A 16,924-nucleotide genomic window follows, 5' to 3' on the forward strand; every position below is an offset into this window, starting at 1 on the left:
AAATTTATGACTAAATCTGAAATTCGCAACAATCTACTACAAATTCGTAACAATCTTAATAATAAGCATAAGCTTTCCCAAGATATTTGCAATAAACTGCTAGAGCATATTTCAAAACATTATCCAGATTCAAAGATAGCAAGCTTCGTATCTTTAATTAATGAAGTCAATACAACCACTATAAACAACTCATTAACAACTTATCTACCAATAGTACACCCTCATCTTAAACACTGTATGTGGTTTGCAAAAGATACTGGACAATATTATTTAAATAAATATAAAATCAAAGAACCTATACATAATGCCAAGGATATAATTGCCCCATGGGAACTTGACCTAGTTATAGTACCTATAGTTGGTTTTAATCAAAATAAATATCGAATGGGAATGGGAGGTGGTTTTTATGACTATTCTTTTAGTTTCAAAAAAAACACATTTTTACCAATAACTATAGGTATAGCCTTTGATGAACAACAAAATAATGATATTATCGTAGATAATCATGATATTCAGCTTGATTTAATAATCACGCCAACTAGGATACTATAATGGATGAATCTGCACTAATCGAAAAAATCCGTCAAAGCTTATTAAAAGACATTGATTCAGCAGCATTTATCAAAATTATTGATGAAACTCATAAACATAAAAAACACAAAGGCTTTATCGAGGGTAAAAGACATTTTGCTCTTGAAATAGCATCAGATAAATTAAACTCTATCTCTAAAATTAATGCTCATAAAAACATTTATAAAGCTGTGGATCCACTTATGGAGCATATTCATGCCTTATCTATAAAGTTATTAGCTGATAAGGAGTCTAAAAATGCTTGAATCACTCATGCACTTTAACTCAAATATTAGTGAATTTGTAAACGGTCTTGGTCCGTGGTTTTATATATTGTTATTTTTTATAATATTTTGTGAAACAGGGTCAATATTTGGAATATTTTTTCCTGGGGATTCACTGCTATTTACTGTAGGTCTTACTGCTGCTGCAACTGGTTTAAATATACATTTTGCTGTCTTAGCTATTTGTCTTGGAGCAATTCTTGGTGATTCCTGTAATTATATTACTGGCAAACTCATTGGTGATAAATTTTTTACTACTCATGCAAGAGTTTTTAAAACAGCTCACCTAATACGAACGAAAGAATTTATGGATAAACATGGCAATAAAGCAATCTTATTTTCTAGGTTTATTGCATTTGTTAGAACGTTAACACCATTTGTTGCAGGTATTGGTCGTATGAACTACCCTAAGTTTGTTTTGTTAGGTGTTATTTCCGCAATCATATGGTCTTTTTCGATCACTTATACTGTATATTTCTTTAGTGACAATGATTTTGTTAGAGAAAATCTTACAACTATAATAATGCTCATAGTGATATTTGTAATTATCCAAACATTCTATAAATATATCTCAAATAAAATAAAAGCGAAAAAAACTTAACCTTTAATCATTATTTCCCTATAATTTAACGATTAAAATACCAAAAGCGAAAATATGGATACTATCGTAGCATTATTTAATATTATTTTACACCTAGATCAATTTATCAGTTCATACATTAACATTCTTGGTGACTGGACCTATTTATTGCTTTTTGCAGTTATTTTTTGTGAAACAGGATTTGTAATCACTCCCTTCCTTCCAGGAGATTCACTTTTATTTGCCGTTGGATTGACAGGTGCCGCAACTACTCTTAATGTCCATCTTGTTGCTCCAATCCTTGTTTTAGCCGCGGTGCTAGGGGATTCTTGCAACTACTTCTTAGGTAGACTTATTGGCAAAAAAATATTCAAGGATGATGCCAGAATACTTAAAACAGCACACCTTGATAAAGCACAAAACTTTTTTGACAAATATGGTTCTGCAGCAATAATACTTGCCAGATTTACACCAATTGTGCGTACATTCATGCCTTTTACAGCCGGCATGGCTCGTATGAAGTACCCTAAATTTGTAGCAATGGGTATATTAGGTGCATTTATTTGGGTTTATTCGATTACATATTTAGCATTTATGTTCAGTAACAATGACTTTGTTCGTAAAAACTTTGGATTATTTATAATTATAATCATTGCTATTTCTATAGTCCCAGCTGCTATATCTTTCTTTAAAGCAATGAAAAATAAACTTCTATCAAAGAACTCTATTTAAATTCAGATAATCAACCAAAAGCCTACGACTTTTTAATTCTCTACCCATCAATAAACTATCAATATTGACTCTTACAATTTTTGAAATAGTTTTCAAATCACTATCATTCCAAAGGCTGATAGACTGATTAATTTTAAGTAGGCTCTCCCCTTTTATAGATTGTAAAGATTCATCACCTGTCAACTTAAACTCATGCCCAATCATAGAATAATTTTTATCGAACTGAATTTCATTACCATTACTATCATCATATATATAGATGCCCTGCCCTAAACTTTCAAGTAACTCTAGCTCAAAAAACCTTAGTAAATACCTATAATTTTCATCTGTAATATTCTCAATAACAAAGTTATATTTTTCAAATAACTTATGCTCTTCATGTGAGTAACTTAATAACAAATACAAAAGCTCGTTTAAATATTGTATCGATAATAAATTTATATAAGACTTTTTATAAAATGATTCTACAAGCTCGATATTATAAACCTTACTAAGCCCAGTAGTTTTTTTTGAAATACTAATCTGCCCTCTTAATTTAACCAAAGGCTGATAAAGATTTGCTTGTTTTTTTGGCACTCTAATAATTGCTGACAATTTACCAAACTCACGAGTAAATATAGATACCAACAATGCATTCTCTTTGTACTTTTGTTGGTGTAATATGTAAAATTCATATAGTTGATCTTTCATTTAAGTTGCTCAACAAGTTCCATCATTAAAATAGCATTTCTGAGTTTATTATCTGGTAGCTCAAATTTTTCAATGAAAGTATTTAAACTTAACTTAAATATACCATTATTATTAGATAAATATATTTGCAACCACTTTACCATTGCAATTATGTATGGATCACCTTTTACTCTATAGCTGATTCGCTTACTTGAAATGTACAATTCAATCTCTGCATAACCATCTCTAACACTATATTTTAGTTGTTCAGCACTCACTTGAGCATCTGTAACTTTTATAGCTTCTAGACAATCTTTCATAGTATCACTATACATTCTCACCTCCATCAATTTTTTTGGGAGATATAGCGTTCAGTAGACTTATCTTTTCAAGCATCTTGTTTGCTACAATTACAATCTCCTGCTTATTTGTCATAGTACCAAGAGAAATTCTTATAGTACTGTCAGCATCCTCAGCCGATAAACCTATTGCTGTTAACACATGAGATGGTTCAATCGCTTGAGAATTACACGCAGAACCTGTAGATAGACAGATATTTGGCAATATAGCTAAAAGGGTTTCAGCTTTAATATTTTTTATTGTTAAATTTAAAATACCAGGATAGCTGTACTCAAGAGGAGTATTGATCACGACCTGTTCTTTAGCTTCAACATTTGATAACAACATATCTAAAAATACTCTTCTTAAATTAGAGATATAGTCAAAATTCCTATCGAAATTTTCAAACATCTCCTTACTAGCTTGAGCAAGTGCAAATATCTGCTGATTAGCTAATGTACCAGCTCTAAGGTTATATTCTTGAGAACCTCCATGGATCTGTTTGGCAAGTTTTACTCTAGGAGCTTTTGATCTTACATATAAGAAACCCACTCCTTTTGGAGCATATATTTTATGACCCGATACTGAAAGTAGGTCTATATTCATCGCATTTATATCAACATCGACCTTCCCATAACCTTGAGCAGCATCGACATGAAACAATATTTTGTTTTGCTTTGTAACCCCACCAATATCTAAAAGATTATTTTTTGTCCCTAGTTCATTATTTACAGCCATCAAGCTTACCAAAATTGTATTTGGTGTAATGCTTTTCCTCAAGTCCTCTACATCAATCTGACCGTGATGATTAACATCAAGATATGTAACTTCAAACCCTTCCATTTCAAGATGCTTACAGACATCTAGTACAGCTTTATGCTCAGCTTTTGATGTGATTATATGATTGCCTTTATTTTTGTAGGCATAAGCAACTCCTTTGATAGCAAGGTTATTTGATTCTGTAGCTCCTGATGTAAATACTATTTCACGAGGAAGTACATTTATCGTGTCAGCAATGGTAGCTCTCGCTTGCTCTATCTGACTCTTAATCTCTTCAGCTTGCTCATAAGTAGAAGAGCCAGAATTAAAAAAACTAGTATCATCATTTATTGAATCAACAAGTATTGATTTCACTCTCTTGCTAAGTGGCGTCGTTGCTGCGTAATCTAGGTATATAAAGCTCATTAAACTTTATTACTTCTTTTAATTAATAGTCAATATTGGTATTATATCAAATAATTGTATACATACTACTTTTACAAAATCACTACCGTATATATGAAGCTGACTAAAGATGGTAAATTTAGTCAACTTGTTGCTGTACTAAATGGCCATATATTTACTAGTGATTTAATTAAGAAGATCGAAGGCTTACAAATCCAGAGATCTAAAAACGAATTGACTCGTTAAACAGTCAATTATGAATTACACAAAAGGAATTTAAAATAATGAAAAAAATACTAATTAACAGTAAGAGTAATGAGGAAACTAGAATCGCTACTCTTGATAATGGAAAACTTATAGATTTAGATATTGAAAATGTAGATAGAGAGCAAAAAAAAGCTAATATTTACAAAGGTTATATCTCAAGAATTGAACCTAGTTTAAATGCAATTTTTGTAAACTACGGCGAAGAAAAAAATGGTTTTTTACCATTTAAAGAAGTTTCAGAATACTACCTAAAAGATACTCCTAAGGGAGATAATATTGCTCACCTTTTATCTGAAGGTCAAGAGCTTATAGTACAAATTGATAAGGAAGAAAGAGGCGATAAAGGTGCTGCTTTAACTACTTTCATTACACTTGCAGGATCATACATGGTTTTATTACCAAACAATCCTTCTGGTGGTGGTATTTCTCGTCGTGTTGAAGGTGAAGATAGAGAAAAGCTTAAAAAATATTTAAAAGATTTAAATATGCCAAAAAACATGAGCGTAATTGCTAGAACAGCTTGTGTTGAGTGTACTTTTGAAGAGTTAAAACATGACTTTGATACTCTTGCTGAATTGTGGAGCTCTATTTCTCGTGCTTATCACAAAATCAAAAAACCAACTCTTTTACATAAAGAGAGTGACATTATAATTCGTACAGTTAGAGATCACTTAAAAGAAGATGTTAAAGAGATCGTTGTAGACTCAAAAGAGTGTTTTGAAGATGTAAAAAGACAACTAGGTCTATTAAGACAAAGTTTTAACATCAATAAAGTTAAGCTCTATGATGAAGATTTACCTATCTTTGCTCAGTTTGGTATTGATCAACAAATTGAAAATGCTTACAAAAGAGAGATTCGTCTACCTTCTGGTGGTTCAATAGTTATTGATACAACAGAAGCTTTAGTTGCTGTTGATGTTAACTCATCTCGTGCAAATAAGGCTGAAGATGTTGAAACTACTGCTTTCAAAACAAACATGGAAGCTGCTGAAGAAGTTGCAAGACAACTTAGAATCCGAGACTTAGGTGGTCTTGTGATTATTGACTTTATCGATATGAGCTTTTTTCCAAATAGAAAGCAAGTTGAAGAAAAGCTTATGGAAGCTTTACAACAAGATAAAGCTAGAATCCAAATGTCTCGCATTTCTAAACTTGGGCTTGTTGAGATTTCAAGACAAAGACTTAGCTCTTCACTAAGTGAAAGTGTAATGCAAAAATGTCCTCGTTGTGAAGGCCATGGTTTCATTAAAACTACTCAAGCAACAGCTCTTACTATTTTAAGAAAAGTTCGTGCTGAAGCTATGAAAGATGATACTAATGAAATTCGTGTACAAGTACCTGTCGATATTGCAGCTTATATTCTTAATGAAAAAAGAGATAATATCGTTGAAATAGAGAAGGTCACTAATGTTAAAGTTATGCTTATACCTAACTTCAACCTTGAAGCTCCTAAGTTTCAGATGCAAAGAATATGGGGTTCTAGTTATAAATCCAACAAGACAAGTCCAGATCTTATAGAAGAAGTTTATAGTGTTGAAGTACCTAAAGCTGCTAAAAAAACTCAAGCTGCTGTTGATATGACTAAAGTTGTTAAATCTGAAAAACCTCAACAAAAAGTTGAAGCAAAGCAAGAGAATAATCAGGAAGAAACTAAGCAGCAAGCTCCTAAAATTGAACAAAAAGAAGCTGTTGCTCCAGTAAAACCTGCTGAAAAAAAAGGTTTCTTTAGCAAACTTTTTGGGTCTTTCGCTAATGAAGAGACAAAACCTCAAGCACAAGTTGAAAAAACTCAGCCTAAGCAAGAGAATAAATCTCAAAAGCCTGTAGCTAAAGAGCAAAATAAAAATCATAACAAGAATGAGAATAAAAATAATGATTTAAAAAAACCTCGTTCTGAAAACTCTAATCGCAGTAACCAAAACGATAACCAAAAACAAGAGCAACGTCCTCGTAATAATGAGCAACGTGATAATAATCGCCCTAACCGTAGCGAAAATAATCGTCCTAACAATAAGAACGAAAATAATCGCAACGACAAAAGTGAGAAAGGTGATCGTAACAACCGTAACGATAAGAGAAATGATAAGTTTGATAAAAAATCTAACAATAGAAACAATAGCTCAAACAGAAGTAGTAACTTAAACCTCAATAATGCTGAAGAAGTTGTTGATATCACTAAAGTTAAGTATGCTAACAAAGTTACAACGAATGAAGTAGATAACATTAAGAAAGTAATCTCTAAAAACCCTGATGAGTTTATGTCAGTAATGGTTACAGATGTGCTTGAAAACTACGATAGTTTAAAAGATGATGGCTCTGCTAAAATCACCACAACTGAAAAAGGTAAAACTCACAAGTATCTTAGGTTTAACACAGTATCTGTAGATGCTGAAATCAAAGCTACTGAAACTAAAAAAGTTGCTAACGAAGAAAAGTCAATTAAGCATAACGACAGTGAAAATGTAGTTGTATCCGAGGCACCTCTTGAAGCTACTGTTTCAGTAGAAGAAAAAGTAGTCGCAGTAGCAGAAACAACTACGCTTAATGAAGTAGAGGTAAATGCTCCAAAAGAAGAAATAAAAAAACCTTCTGATAAGAAGCAAAAAGCTCCTAAGCAAGAAAAAACTGAAGCTAAAGCTAAAGATGCTCCTAAGCAACAGAGTAAAACATCAGTAAAAGAAGAGTTTATTAACTACTCACCTGCTGTTGACTTTGAATCTCAATCAATAAGATAAGGCTGTTAAATGTTACAGTATCCTCATATTGACCCTGTAGCAATACATTTGGGTCCTATAAAAGTTCATTGGTATGGCTTAATGTATCTTTTTGGAATTTTTTCTGGATGGATGCTACTTAGATATAGAGCTCAAAAAAAATCTTGGGCTCCATTTTCTCCAGATCAAGCAGGCGATCTAACTTTCTACATCGCACTTGGTGTTATTTTAGGCGGAAGAATTGGTTACATAGTTTTCTATAACCTACCATTTTATCTACACAATCCTCTTCAAATGTTAATGCTATGGGATGGAGGCATGTCTTTCCATGGTGGTTTTATTGGTGTGCTTATTGCTTTTGCCATATATGCCAAAAAATTAAAGGTTAATTTTTTTGACCTTGGTGAGTTTGTTGCCCCAGTTGTTCCCATAGGTTTAGGTGCTGGTAGAATAGGTAATTTCATCAATGGCGAACTTTGGGGTAGAGTTACTGACTCTCCAATTGGTATGATTTTTCCTACTGGTGGACCACTACCTCGTTACCCTTCTCAACTTTTTGAGTTTTTCTTTGAAGGAGTTGTCTTATTTACAGTATTATGGCTAGTAACTATTAAGAAAAGACCTAGATACCTTGTGCTAGGTTTATTTATGTTCTTATACGGCTGTGCACGATTTATTTGTGAGTTTGTAAGACAACCTGATCCTCAGTATGGATTTATATTCTTTAATTGGATGACTATGGGGCAAATACTTTCTCTACCAATGATTATATTAGGTGCAATAATTTTAATTGCTGTATTTATTAAAACAAGAGGTAACAAATGCAACAATATCTAGACTTTTTAAAACATATTCAAACTCATGGTGTTGCTAAAGGTGACCGTACAGGTACTGGAACAAAAAGTGTATTTGGCTATCAAATGCGCTTTGATTTGCAGCAAGGTTTTCCTCTAGTAACTACTAAAAAAATCCATATTCCAAGTGTGGTTCATGAACTTTTATGGTTTTTAAGTGGTGATACTAGCGTCAAATATCTAAACGAAAACAAAGTCCGTATTTGGAACGAATGGGCTACTGAAGATGGTGATCTAGGTCCTATCTATGGTAAGCAATGGCGTGACTTTAATGGTGAAGGTATTGACCAAATAGCTGATGTCATAGAGCTTTTAAAAACTAATCCAAATTCACGCAGAATACTAGTGTCTGCTTGGAACCCATGTGTAGTACCATCTGAAAGACTAACTCCACAAGAAAATGTAGCAAAAGGTAATTCTGCTCTTCCTCCTTGTCACGCGATGTTTCAGTTTTATGTCGCTGACAATAAGCTTTCATGTATGCTTACACAAAGAAGTGCTGATGCTTTTCTAGGGGTTCCTTTCAATATCGCAAGCTACTCATTACTTACACACATGATTGCCCAACAATGTGATTTAGATGTTGGAGAATTTATTTGGTCTGGTGGTGATTGTCATATCTATAATAACCATACTGATCAGGTAAATGAGCAGCTTACTCGTAATCCATTAAAACTTCCAACTCTAAAAATAAAAAGAAAAGCTAAAAACATTTTTGATTATAAATTTGATGACTTTGAGTTTGAAAATTATGATCACCACCCCGCTATTAAAGCAAAAATCTCAATATAAAGGAATTTTTTGATGTCTAAATTATCTTTAAGTAAAAAGAAAATACCTATTTTACTATTAGAAGGTATTCATAATAATGCTGTTGAATCTTTCAAAACCGCTGGCTATGAAAATATTGAACTTATGAGTTCTGCACTAGAGGGTCAAGAACTTATTGATAAATTAAAAGACTATAAGATGGTTGGTTTGCGTTCACGCACTCAACTTACTAAAGAAGTCTTAGAAAATTCTACACATTTAGCAGCTATTGGGTGCTTTTGTATTGGCACAAACCAGGTTAATCTTCAAACAGCTCACAAACATGGTATCCCAGTATTTAATGCTCCCTATTCAAACACTAGAAGTGTTGCAGAATTAGTGCTTGCTCAAGCAATTTTATTAGTCAGAAATGTTGTTGATAAAAATGCTAAAGCTCACCGTGGTCTATGGCTAAAATCTGCTGATAATGCTAATGAAGTTCGTGGTAAAACTCTTGGAATTATTGGTTATGGTCATATAGGTATGCAACTTGGCATACTAGCTGAAAGTATGGGTATTAATGTAATATTTTATGATGTAGAAGAAAAACTTCCATTAGGTAATGCAACACAAGTGGAGTCACAAGCACAATTACTAAAACAAGCTGATGTAGTGTCATTACATGTACCTCAACTTGCTAGCACTAAAAACTTAATTACAGCAAAAGAATTTGCTTTGATGAAAGATAACTCTATACTTGTCAATGCTTCGCGTGGTAATGTAGTAGATATTGATGCATTAGTAAATGCTCTTGAAAGTAAGAAACTTAAAGGTGCTGCTATTGATGTGTTCCCAAGTGAACCATCATCAAAAAATGAGCAATTTGAAAGTCCACTTAAAGATTTTGACAATGTATTTATCACTCCGCATATTGGTGGAAGCACTATTGAAGCACAGGAAAATATTGCTAATGAAGTGAGTGCTAAACTTATTAAGTATTCTGATAACGGCTCTACTTTAAATGCAGTTAATTTCCCAGAACTTTCATTACCTTCAAATGCAGGTGCTGATAATCATAGAGTTCTTCATATTCATAAAAACATCCCTGGTGTAATGAATGAAATCAATGAAATACTAGCTCAGAAAAATATAAATGTCGAAGGTCAATATTTACGTACACAAGATGATATAGGCTATGTAGTTATGGATATTAAATCATCAACTCAAGATGCAAAAAGCCTAGTTAAAGAATTTAAAAAAGTTAAAGCCACTATTCGAGCTCGCTATCTTATCTAAATGACTATTTGCAAACATTCTATCATATCAAAAACCCTAGAATTTAATCCTTCTCATATAGTTATTGGTTTCAGTGGTGGCATTGACTCTAGCGTATTAGTTAATATTTTCAAAGAAACTAAAATTCCAATCATAGCTATATATATAAACCATGCTATTCACCCTGATGCTAATAGTTGGCAACAGCATTGTAATAATATTTGTGATGAACATAATATCGCATTTATTACACATAAACTTGGGAAAGTACCTAAAGGAGAAAGTTTTGAAGCTTGGGCAAGCAAGCAACGAATAGCTTTTTTTGAGCAACAAATGGCTAAGTGCCTTGCTCCTATTTTACTGTTAGGACATCACCAAGATGACCAAGCTGAAACCTTCTTACTTCAAGCAATACGAGGTTCAGGTTTAGCAGGGCTAGCTGGAATACCTTATAGCAAAAAATTAAAGCATGGATTCGTTTTACGCCCACTATTAGAATACTCAAAATCAGATATTGAAAACTATGCGAAAGCTAAACAAATAAAGCATATTTATGATGACAGCAATGAAAACTCCAAATACAAAAGGAATCTAGTCCGCAATGAGATTATTCCAATACTTAAACAAGTGAATCCTACGGTAAATAAAACTTTAGCAAGAAGTGCTAGCATTTGTGCAAACTCCAACAGTGTTTTGAATAAACTATTAGCCAAAGAACTTGATACTATTTGCAATAAAGACAATGAGGTGGAAGTCAAACTTTTAGCTAAGCTTGATAATGATATTCAACAATCGTTACTACATCTATGGTTTAAGAAAAACACTAATTTAAGCTTAAAGCACTCACAAGTTATATCTATTACCAAAGCCATATCTGATCCTGTTCATACAGGGTGGTCTATTAATGTTAATGAGTACCTAGTAATTAATGTTGAGTACGGTTTATTGAAGATTAAACATATTCAGAAAAATTCTTTAGAGTTTAATAAAACAGCTATTGAGCAATGGCTAAGTAAAAGTCTTCATCTTAACAAATCACAGTTAGCGAACATTATTATTAGAGATAGAAAATCTAGTGATAAATGTCGCTATATAGGTAGAAATAAGCCTAATAAGCTAAAAATCCTTTTTCAAGAACTTAAAATACCGACTAGTCAAAGAGATAGTGCGAAAGTAATCGAGCTAGAAAATAAAATAATAGCTGTGTATCCTTTTTTTATATGTGATAAATAGAAGATATTATTTAAGTTTTTTAAGAACAATTGCCACGAAGAACCACAACAAAGAAGTAGCCAACAATATAATAGTAATATTACCAAATAAACCACTGAAAAGTTTTGCTTGCTCAATTAGATTCATACTTTCAGATATAGTATTAAATGCCGCCATATCAGCAACTTTTGCTCCTATAAATCCAGCAACACTTCCTGTAAATAACATATAAGCAGCTGCTAAGAAACCAATGTGCTTTTTATCTTTAATTGAAGTGATTTCTGAAAGAGCTATTGGGTCAATAAATAACTCTGAAACACCTAAGAAAATTAAAGCTGCTATAACTAATATAGCAGAGCTTGTTCCATTTATACTTGCTTGCTTAGCTGCAATAAAGAATAATACAAAACAGATTAACTGAAATAAAAATCCACAACCAAACTTTATCATTCTACCAAAATCACCTTCAAGTGATTTAAGCTTTTTCCAAGCCCAAGCAACCACTAAGCCACCAAATAAAATCGATGCTGAATTTACAGATGTAAAAACACTAGCTGGAATATCAAAACCTAAAAAGTAAGTATCAACATTTCTATGAATAAATATTTCTACAGATGTATATAACTGCTCATCAAAAACCCAAAATACAATGCCAAAAACAAAGAATGGTAATAAGAAAAATATTGATTTCCTAGAAACCTTATCTGTTTCTATTAAAATCTTAACAAAATAAACAACTGTCGCAACAGCAACAACCGCTAATAAATAACCATCAAACCGGTACTCTAAAGCTAAATAGCTCGTTATAACAATAGTGAGTATAGATAGAGCTGTAATAATTTGCCCCAATGACCTTGAAGGAGACTTTTCTGGTAGAATATTTGGAATATGCTTTGATCCAGATAGAAATACTAACAAGCCGAATATCATCCCAATACCGGCTAGACCAAACCCATAGTGCCAACCATAATAATAAGCAACAAACCCACATAACGCAGGTGCAAATATGCCTCCTAAATTTCCGCCTAAATACATAAGTGTAAAGGCTGAATCTTTCTTAATGTCATTAGGGCTATAAAGTTGCCCCATCAAACAAGAAATATTACTTTTAAAGAAGCCATACCCAGAAACTATAAATGCCATTCCCACATATAGAGAATCATCTCCACCTAAGCCAAGAATAATATGCCCTATAGACATTAATAAAGCTCCACATATTACAGCTCTTTTATAGCCTAAAACTTTATCTGCAACAGAACCACCAATAATTGGCGATAAATATACTAATGTTATATAGGCTCCAGATATAGCATAAGATAGCGTATCACCTAGCTTTAAATGCTGAATAAGATATAGGATCAATAAGGCTCTCATTCCATAGAAACTAAAGTACTCCCACATATAGATAGCTATAATGTACCACAACCCTTTAGGATGTTTATTTGAAAAAGTTTCTGACATGATTCCTCTATAGAAATTTATATTTAATTATAATATTTTATATAAGTTATCAAAATATAACTAGCATTGTTAAAACATAACTAACTTACTTATGCAGAATTTGTGATATTATTTTCTTATAAGTCAACTTTCGAGGAATATCAGTGAAATTAAAAAGAAAACTCTTAGGCACAGTACTCGCATTATCTATACCCTTTTCACAAGGGATAGCTTGTACTGCTATAAGCATGGTCACTCCAGATGATCATGTAGCTTCAGGTAGAACTATGGAATGGGGTTTTAATTGGGATTGGAGCGTAATGTATGTACCTCAAGGCACTACTCATAGTCTTACAGCACCAAGTGACTCTAACCTTCCTCAAATTAACTACTCTTCTAAATACTCGATTTTAGGAACAGGACTAGTTAGAAATAGTAAAGATCTTTTCTTAGATGGGCAAAATAGTGAAGGACTTAGTTTAAGCGCAAACTATTTGCCAGGATTTACAGAATACCAGAAGGTTGATTCAAAAGATAAAAGCTATGCTTCTATATTAGAAATAACGACATATATATTAAGCGAAGCTGCAACAGTTGATGATGCTAAAAAAATACTAGCTAAAACAAAAGTATGGTCAGATAAGTCTACAATGGTAGACGGTGTATCTCCACAACTACATTTCCTTATCACAGATAAAGCTGGTAAAGGTATAATTGTAGAATATGTTGATGGTAAGATCAAAATTACAACTATGGACACTAAAGTTAAAGTTATGACAAATGCTCCAACTATTGACTGGCATTTAACTAACCTTAGAAATTACTTAAACTTAAGCAACCATACTATTGCAAGAATCAAACTTGGCAACAAAGAAACTGAAAACCCTAAAAATGAAAATCCTGAAGATATTAATGCTTTAGGGCAAGGTAATGGGTTATTAGGAATGCCTGGTGACTACTCTCCTCCTTCAAGATTCATTAAAATAGCTGCGTTAGGTTATTATTCTGACCTTAAAGGTCCAGAAGATGAATCCGCTGTAGACAAAGTGACTCATGTATTAAATAGTGTTGATATACCTAAAGGTGCCGTTGTTGAAAAAATAGGCGATGAAAAGATGTATGATCATACAGCATATACTGTTGTAAAAGATCAAACAAATAACAAATTATTCCTTAGAACATACAACAATATAAACTCTCCAGTGATGATTGATTTGAATAGTCTGGATCAGTCTCATAGTAAAGCATTTTCTATAAATATGGATGATTTAAAATATCCTAATAATGATATTACAAATACACTAAAATAATCTTCCCAACTATTAACCTCACCATCTTTATTCTTTGCTAAATCACTCATCAAAACTTGATTTAAATGTGATTTTTGTTATAATTCACTGTCTGCTTTTATAAGCTAGATAAATGTAACTATAACAAAAAGTCAGAAGTCTAATTAAGTTTAGATAGTTCTGAGATAAAATAAATCTAATAACGGAGTATATAAATGTACGCGATAATTAAAAGTGGCGGTAAGCAATACAAAGTAGCAGAAGGTCAAGTAGTAAAACTTGAAAAGATTGAGCTAGGTATTGGCGAAAAAGTAGAATTTGATACAGTTTTAATGGCTGAAACTGCAGAAGGCGAAGTTAAAGTTGGTGCTCCAACTGTTGAAGGTGCTAAAGTTGTAGCAGAAGTTGTAGAGCAAGGTCGTAACGCTAAAGTTAAGATCATGAAATTCCGTCGTCGTAAGCACAGTATGAAGCAACAAGGTCATCGTCAGTATTTTACTGCGGTAAAAGTTTCATCAATTAGTTTATAATTTTTTTAATACAAAAGGAGTATACAAATGGCTCACAAAAAAGCTGGTGGTAGTACTAGAAACGGAAGAGATTCAAACCCTAAATACTTAGGTGTAAAAAGATACGGTGGAGAAGTTGTTAAAGCTGGTTCTATCATTATTCGTCAACGCGGTACAAAAACTCACCCAGGTGTAAACGTTGGTTGTGGTAAAGATCACACGTTATTTGCTTTAAAAGATGGTGTTGTTAAATTCCATACTGGCGGCGCTCTTAACCGTAAGTTCGTATCAGTAGAAGACTAATCTTACAAAATTCTTTCTAAAATTTCTTTTTATATAATTTCACTATTTTAAGCATTAAAATTTTGTTAATTTTGCACGCTATGTAATCATATGCTCGAGTTGTTCACAATCCAACAACCATTTAAATGATCATTGACTAGCCCTACTGCTTGCATATAAGAATATATAATCGTACTTCCTACAAAGCTCATACCTCTTAACTTTAACTCTTTTGAGATTTTATCACTCAAAGCTGTAGTAACAGGTATATCACTTTTATTATCCCATCTATTCACTATCGGTTTATTATCGACAAATTGCCAGATAAATTTCGCAAAGCTTCCATACTCTTTTTGAACATCTAAAAAGCTCAAAGCATTTTTACGAGCTGAATAAATTTTAAGTTTATTACGAATAATACTACTATCTAATCGTAGAGCTTCAAGCTCATCATCGCTCATGTTTGCAACTTTTTGTGGATCAAAATCGTGAAACACCTTTCTGTAACCTTTTCGCTTTTTTAAGATAGTTTCCCAACTTAAACCAGCTTGCGCTCCTTCAAGAATTAAAAACTCAAATAACACTCTATCATCATAAACAGGCTTACCCCATTCATTATCATGATAATCAGCATATATCTGTGAGTTTGAGCCAAAGCATCTTATTTTAGTATCAATCATGATTTGTTTGTGTTTTTACAAAACATTTAAAAAATATGTGTATCAAAATAGCTCCAATAAATACGATTAAAGCAACGATATATAAAGCTAAAGAGATTGAGCTTGTTGAGTCTATAATGTATCCAACTAAATACGGCGTTATAAAACCAGATAAATTTCCAACGGAATTAATAATTGCAATAGCTATAGCGGCTGCCATACCACTCATTAATGCTGCAGGAAGACTCCAAAAAAGAGGTATTAAAGCTAAAATTCCAGCTGTAGCAAGTGACATAGTTATAATTGTAAGATATGTATTACCATCAAACATTCCAGTCCCTATAAAGCCGACTACCGCAAGTATACTTATACCTATTAGGTGGTATTTTCTCTCTTTAAAATGATCCGAACTAGCACCTATACCAATCATCACGATTACCGCAAATAAATAGGGTATTGATGAAATTACACCAATTGTAAATATATTTGTAACACCCGAGGCTTGTATTAATGTTGGTAAATAAAAGCTAATTGCATATAGTCCAGAAATACCACAAAAATAAATTAATGATAGCCACCACACCCTAGGATCAAGAAAAACTGATAATTTACTAGAATTAGACTCAGTATTTTTTTCTTCATCAAGTTGATATTGTAATGAAACTTTCTCATCTTGATTTAGCCATTTTGCCTTACTAATAGTTGGTAAAAATATAGGCGTTATTAAACCAAGTAAAATAGATGGAATACCTTCCATTAAAAATAGCATCCTCCAACCATCATAATGATATTGATTAAAAATATCCATTATAAATCCTGAAATAGGTCCTCCGAATATCCCAGAAAAAGCTGTAGCACTAAAAAATATAGCCGTTACTTTTGCCCTTCGATATGATGGGTACCACTGTGATAAATAATATATCACCCCTGGGAAAAATCCTGCCTCTGCAGCTCCTAAAATAAATCTAAGGACATAATATTGATTAGCAGTCTCAACAAACATTGTACAAGATGATAAAGCCCCCCAAACTACCATCAAAAAACCTAACCATCTACTAGGCCCTATTTTAACTAAGACATAGTTACTTGGAACCTCAAATAAAAAATAACCAACAAAAAAGATACCTGCACCAAACCCATAAACTGTCTCTGACAAACTCAAATCAGACATCATCTGAATTTTTGCAAAAGAAACATTTACCCTATCGAGGTACGCTACCGTATAGCAAATAAGCAGAAAAGGAATTATTTTCCAGCTAACTTTTTTATATATTTTATCTAACATCTAAATTTTGAAATCATACTAATCATTCAATTATATGGAATATCTAACTA

General features: G+C 32.5%; 19 protein-coding genes. 13 read left to right on the forward strand and 6 right to left on the reverse strand.

Annotation, left to right across the window (positions count from 1 at the left end; all coding sequences use genetic code 11):
* Window positions 1-6 precede the first annotated feature (6 nt).
* The 4 genes from FLM55_RS01810 to FLM55_RS01825 are packed head-to-tail and all read left to right on the forward strand — an operon-like array spanning window position 7 to window position 2,166.
* Window positions 7-552, forward strand: a complete 546-nt coding sequence (locus tag FLM55_RS01810) for a 5-formyltetrahydrofolate cyclo-ligase (protein WP_178947745.1) — start codon at window positions 7-9, stop codon at window positions 550-552.
* Complete coding sequence (locus FLM55_RS01815) at window positions 552-836, forward strand: BolA family transcriptional regulator (protein WP_178947746.1); 285 nt, start codon at window positions 552-554, stop codon at window positions 834-836. Before FLM55_RS01810 ends, FLM55_RS01815 begins: the two co-directional genes overlap by 1 nt.
* A complete protein-coding gene (locus FLM55_RS01820; protein ID WP_178947747.1) occupies window positions 829-1,455 on the forward strand; it encodes a VTT domain-containing protein in 627 nt (208 codons plus the stop codon). Before FLM55_RS01815 ends, FLM55_RS01820 begins: the two co-directional genes overlap by 8 nt.
* Window positions 1,456-1,509: 54 nt before the next feature.
* On the forward strand, window positions 1,510-2,166 hold the full coding sequence (locus FLM55_RS01825) for a VTT domain-containing protein (RefSeq protein ID WP_178947748.1): 657 nt from the start codon (window positions 1,510-1,512) through the stop codon (window positions 2,164-2,166).
* Here FLM55_RS01825 and recO read toward each other — a convergent pair.
* From recO to FLM55_RS01840, 3 genes are read right to left on the reverse strand one after another with little or no spacing between them, the layout of a single operon-like run.
* Window positions 2,149-2,856 carry a DNA repair protein RecO gene (gene recO, locus FLM55_RS01830; RefSeq protein WP_178947749.1) on the reverse strand — a complete coding sequence of 236 codons (708 nt, stop codon included), beginning with the start codon at window positions 2,854-2,856 and terminating at the stop codon, window positions 2,149-2,151. The genes FLM55_RS01825 and recO overlap by 18 nt on opposite strands.
* Complete coding sequence (locus tag FLM55_RS01835; RefSeq protein WP_178947750.1) at window positions 2,853-3,170, reverse strand: hypothetical protein; 318 nt, start codon at window positions 3,168-3,170, stop codon at window positions 2,853-2,855. The genes recO and FLM55_RS01835 overlap by 4 nt, the downstream gene beginning before the upstream one ends.
* Window positions 3,163-4,359 carry a cysteine desulfurase family protein gene (locus FLM55_RS01840; RefSeq protein WP_178947751.1) on the reverse strand — a complete coding sequence of 399 codons (1,197 nt, stop codon included), beginning with the start codon at window positions 4,357-4,359 and terminating at the stop codon, window positions 3,163-3,165. Before FLM55_RS01840 ends, FLM55_RS01835 begins: the two co-directional genes overlap by 8 nt.
* Window positions 4,360-4,452: 93 nt before the next feature.
* On the opposite strand from FLM55_RS01840, the gene FLM55_RS09460 reads away from it, so the two are divergent.
* Genes FLM55_RS09460 through tilS form a run of 6 tightly spaced genes read left to right on the forward strand, consistent with a single transcriptional unit; the run spans window position 4,453 to window position 11,431 of the window.
* Window positions 4,453-4,584, forward strand: a complete 132-nt coding sequence (locus tag FLM55_RS09460; protein WP_256868901.1) for a hypothetical protein — start codon at window positions 4,453-4,455, stop codon at window positions 4,582-4,584.
* A gap of 38 nt (window positions 4,585-4,622) precedes the next feature.
* A complete protein-coding gene (locus FLM55_RS01845) occupies window positions 4,623-7,340 on the forward strand; it encodes an Rne/Rng family ribonuclease (protein ID WP_178947752.1) in 2,718 nt (905 codons plus the stop codon).
* A gap of 9 nt (window positions 7,341-7,349) precedes the next feature.
* Window positions 7,350-8,156 carry a prolipoprotein diacylglyceryl transferase gene (lgt, locus tag FLM55_RS01850; protein ID WP_178947753.1) on the forward strand — a complete coding sequence of 269 codons (807 nt, stop codon included), beginning with the start codon at window positions 7,350-7,352 and terminating at the stop codon, window positions 8,154-8,156.
* Complete coding sequence (locus FLM55_RS01855; protein ID WP_178947754.1) at window positions 8,141-8,965, forward strand: thymidylate synthase; 825 nt, start codon at window positions 8,141-8,143, stop codon at window positions 8,963-8,965. Before lgt ends, FLM55_RS01855 begins: the two co-directional genes overlap by 16 nt.
* A gap of 12 nt (window positions 8,966-8,977) precedes the next feature.
* The gene (gene serA / locus FLM55_RS01860; protein WP_178947755.1) at window positions 8,978-10,219 is read left to right on the forward strand and encodes a phosphoglycerate dehydrogenase; all 1,242 of its coding nucleotides are present in this window, start codon (window positions 8,978-8,980) and stop codon (window positions 10,217-10,219) included.
* Entirely contained in the window at window positions 10,220-11,431 is a 1,212-nt protein-coding gene (tilS, locus tag FLM55_RS01865; protein WP_178947756.1) for a tRNA lysidine(34) synthetase TilS, read from the forward strand.
* Window positions 11,432-11,437: 6 nt separating this feature from the next.
* On the opposite strand, the gene FLM55_RS01870 is transcribed toward tilS, so the two are convergent.
* Window positions 11,438-12,871 (reverse strand): peptide MFS transporter, encoded by a 1,434-nt coding sequence (locus tag FLM55_RS01870; RefSeq protein ID WP_178947757.1) that lies wholly within the window; start codon window positions 12,869-12,871, stop codon window positions 11,438-11,440.
* 143 nt (window positions 12,872-13,014) lie between these two features.
* On the opposite strand from FLM55_RS01870, the gene FLM55_RS01875 reads away from it, so the two are divergent.
* From FLM55_RS01875 to rpmA, 3 genes are all read left to right on the forward strand, one after another.
* A complete protein-coding gene (locus FLM55_RS01875) occupies window positions 13,015-14,160 on the forward strand; it encodes a choloylglycine hydrolase family protein (protein ID WP_256868902.1) in 1,146 nt (381 codons plus the stop codon).
* Window positions 14,161-14,354: 194 nt separating this feature from the next.
* The gene (gene rplU, locus FLM55_RS01880; protein WP_112869831.1) at window positions 14,355-14,669 is read left to right on the forward strand and encodes a 50S ribosomal protein L21; all 315 of its coding nucleotides are present in this window, start codon (window positions 14,355-14,357) and stop codon (window positions 14,667-14,669) included.
* A 27-nt stretch (window positions 14,670-14,696) separates the two neighbouring features.
* Window positions 14,697-14,951 (forward strand): 50S ribosomal protein L27, encoded by a 255-nt coding sequence (rpmA, locus tag FLM55_RS01885; RefSeq protein WP_112869830.1) that lies wholly within the window; start codon window positions 14,697-14,699, stop codon window positions 14,949-14,951.
* An 86-nt stretch (window positions 14,952-15,037) separates the two neighbouring features.
* On the opposite strand, the gene FLM55_RS01890 is transcribed toward rpmA, so the two are convergent.
* Entirely contained in the window at window positions 15,038-15,610 is a 573-nt protein-coding gene (locus FLM55_RS01890; RefSeq protein WP_373193963.1) for a DNA-3-methyladenine glycosylase I, read from the reverse strand.
* Window positions 15,603-16,874: an MFS transporter gene (locus tag FLM55_RS01895; RefSeq protein WP_178947758.1), complete on the reverse strand. Its 1,272-nt coding sequence runs from the start codon at window positions 16,872-16,874 to the stop codon at window positions 15,603-15,605. The genes FLM55_RS01890 and FLM55_RS01895 overlap by 8 nt, the downstream gene beginning before the upstream one ends.
* Between the last annotated feature and the right edge of the window lie 50 nt (window positions 16,875-16,924).

Origin of the sequence: Francisella sp. Scap27, assembly GCF_013394105.1 — a bacterium.
GTDB lineage: Bacteria > Pseudomonadota > Gammaproteobacteria > Francisellales > Francisellaceae > Francisella > Francisella adeliensis.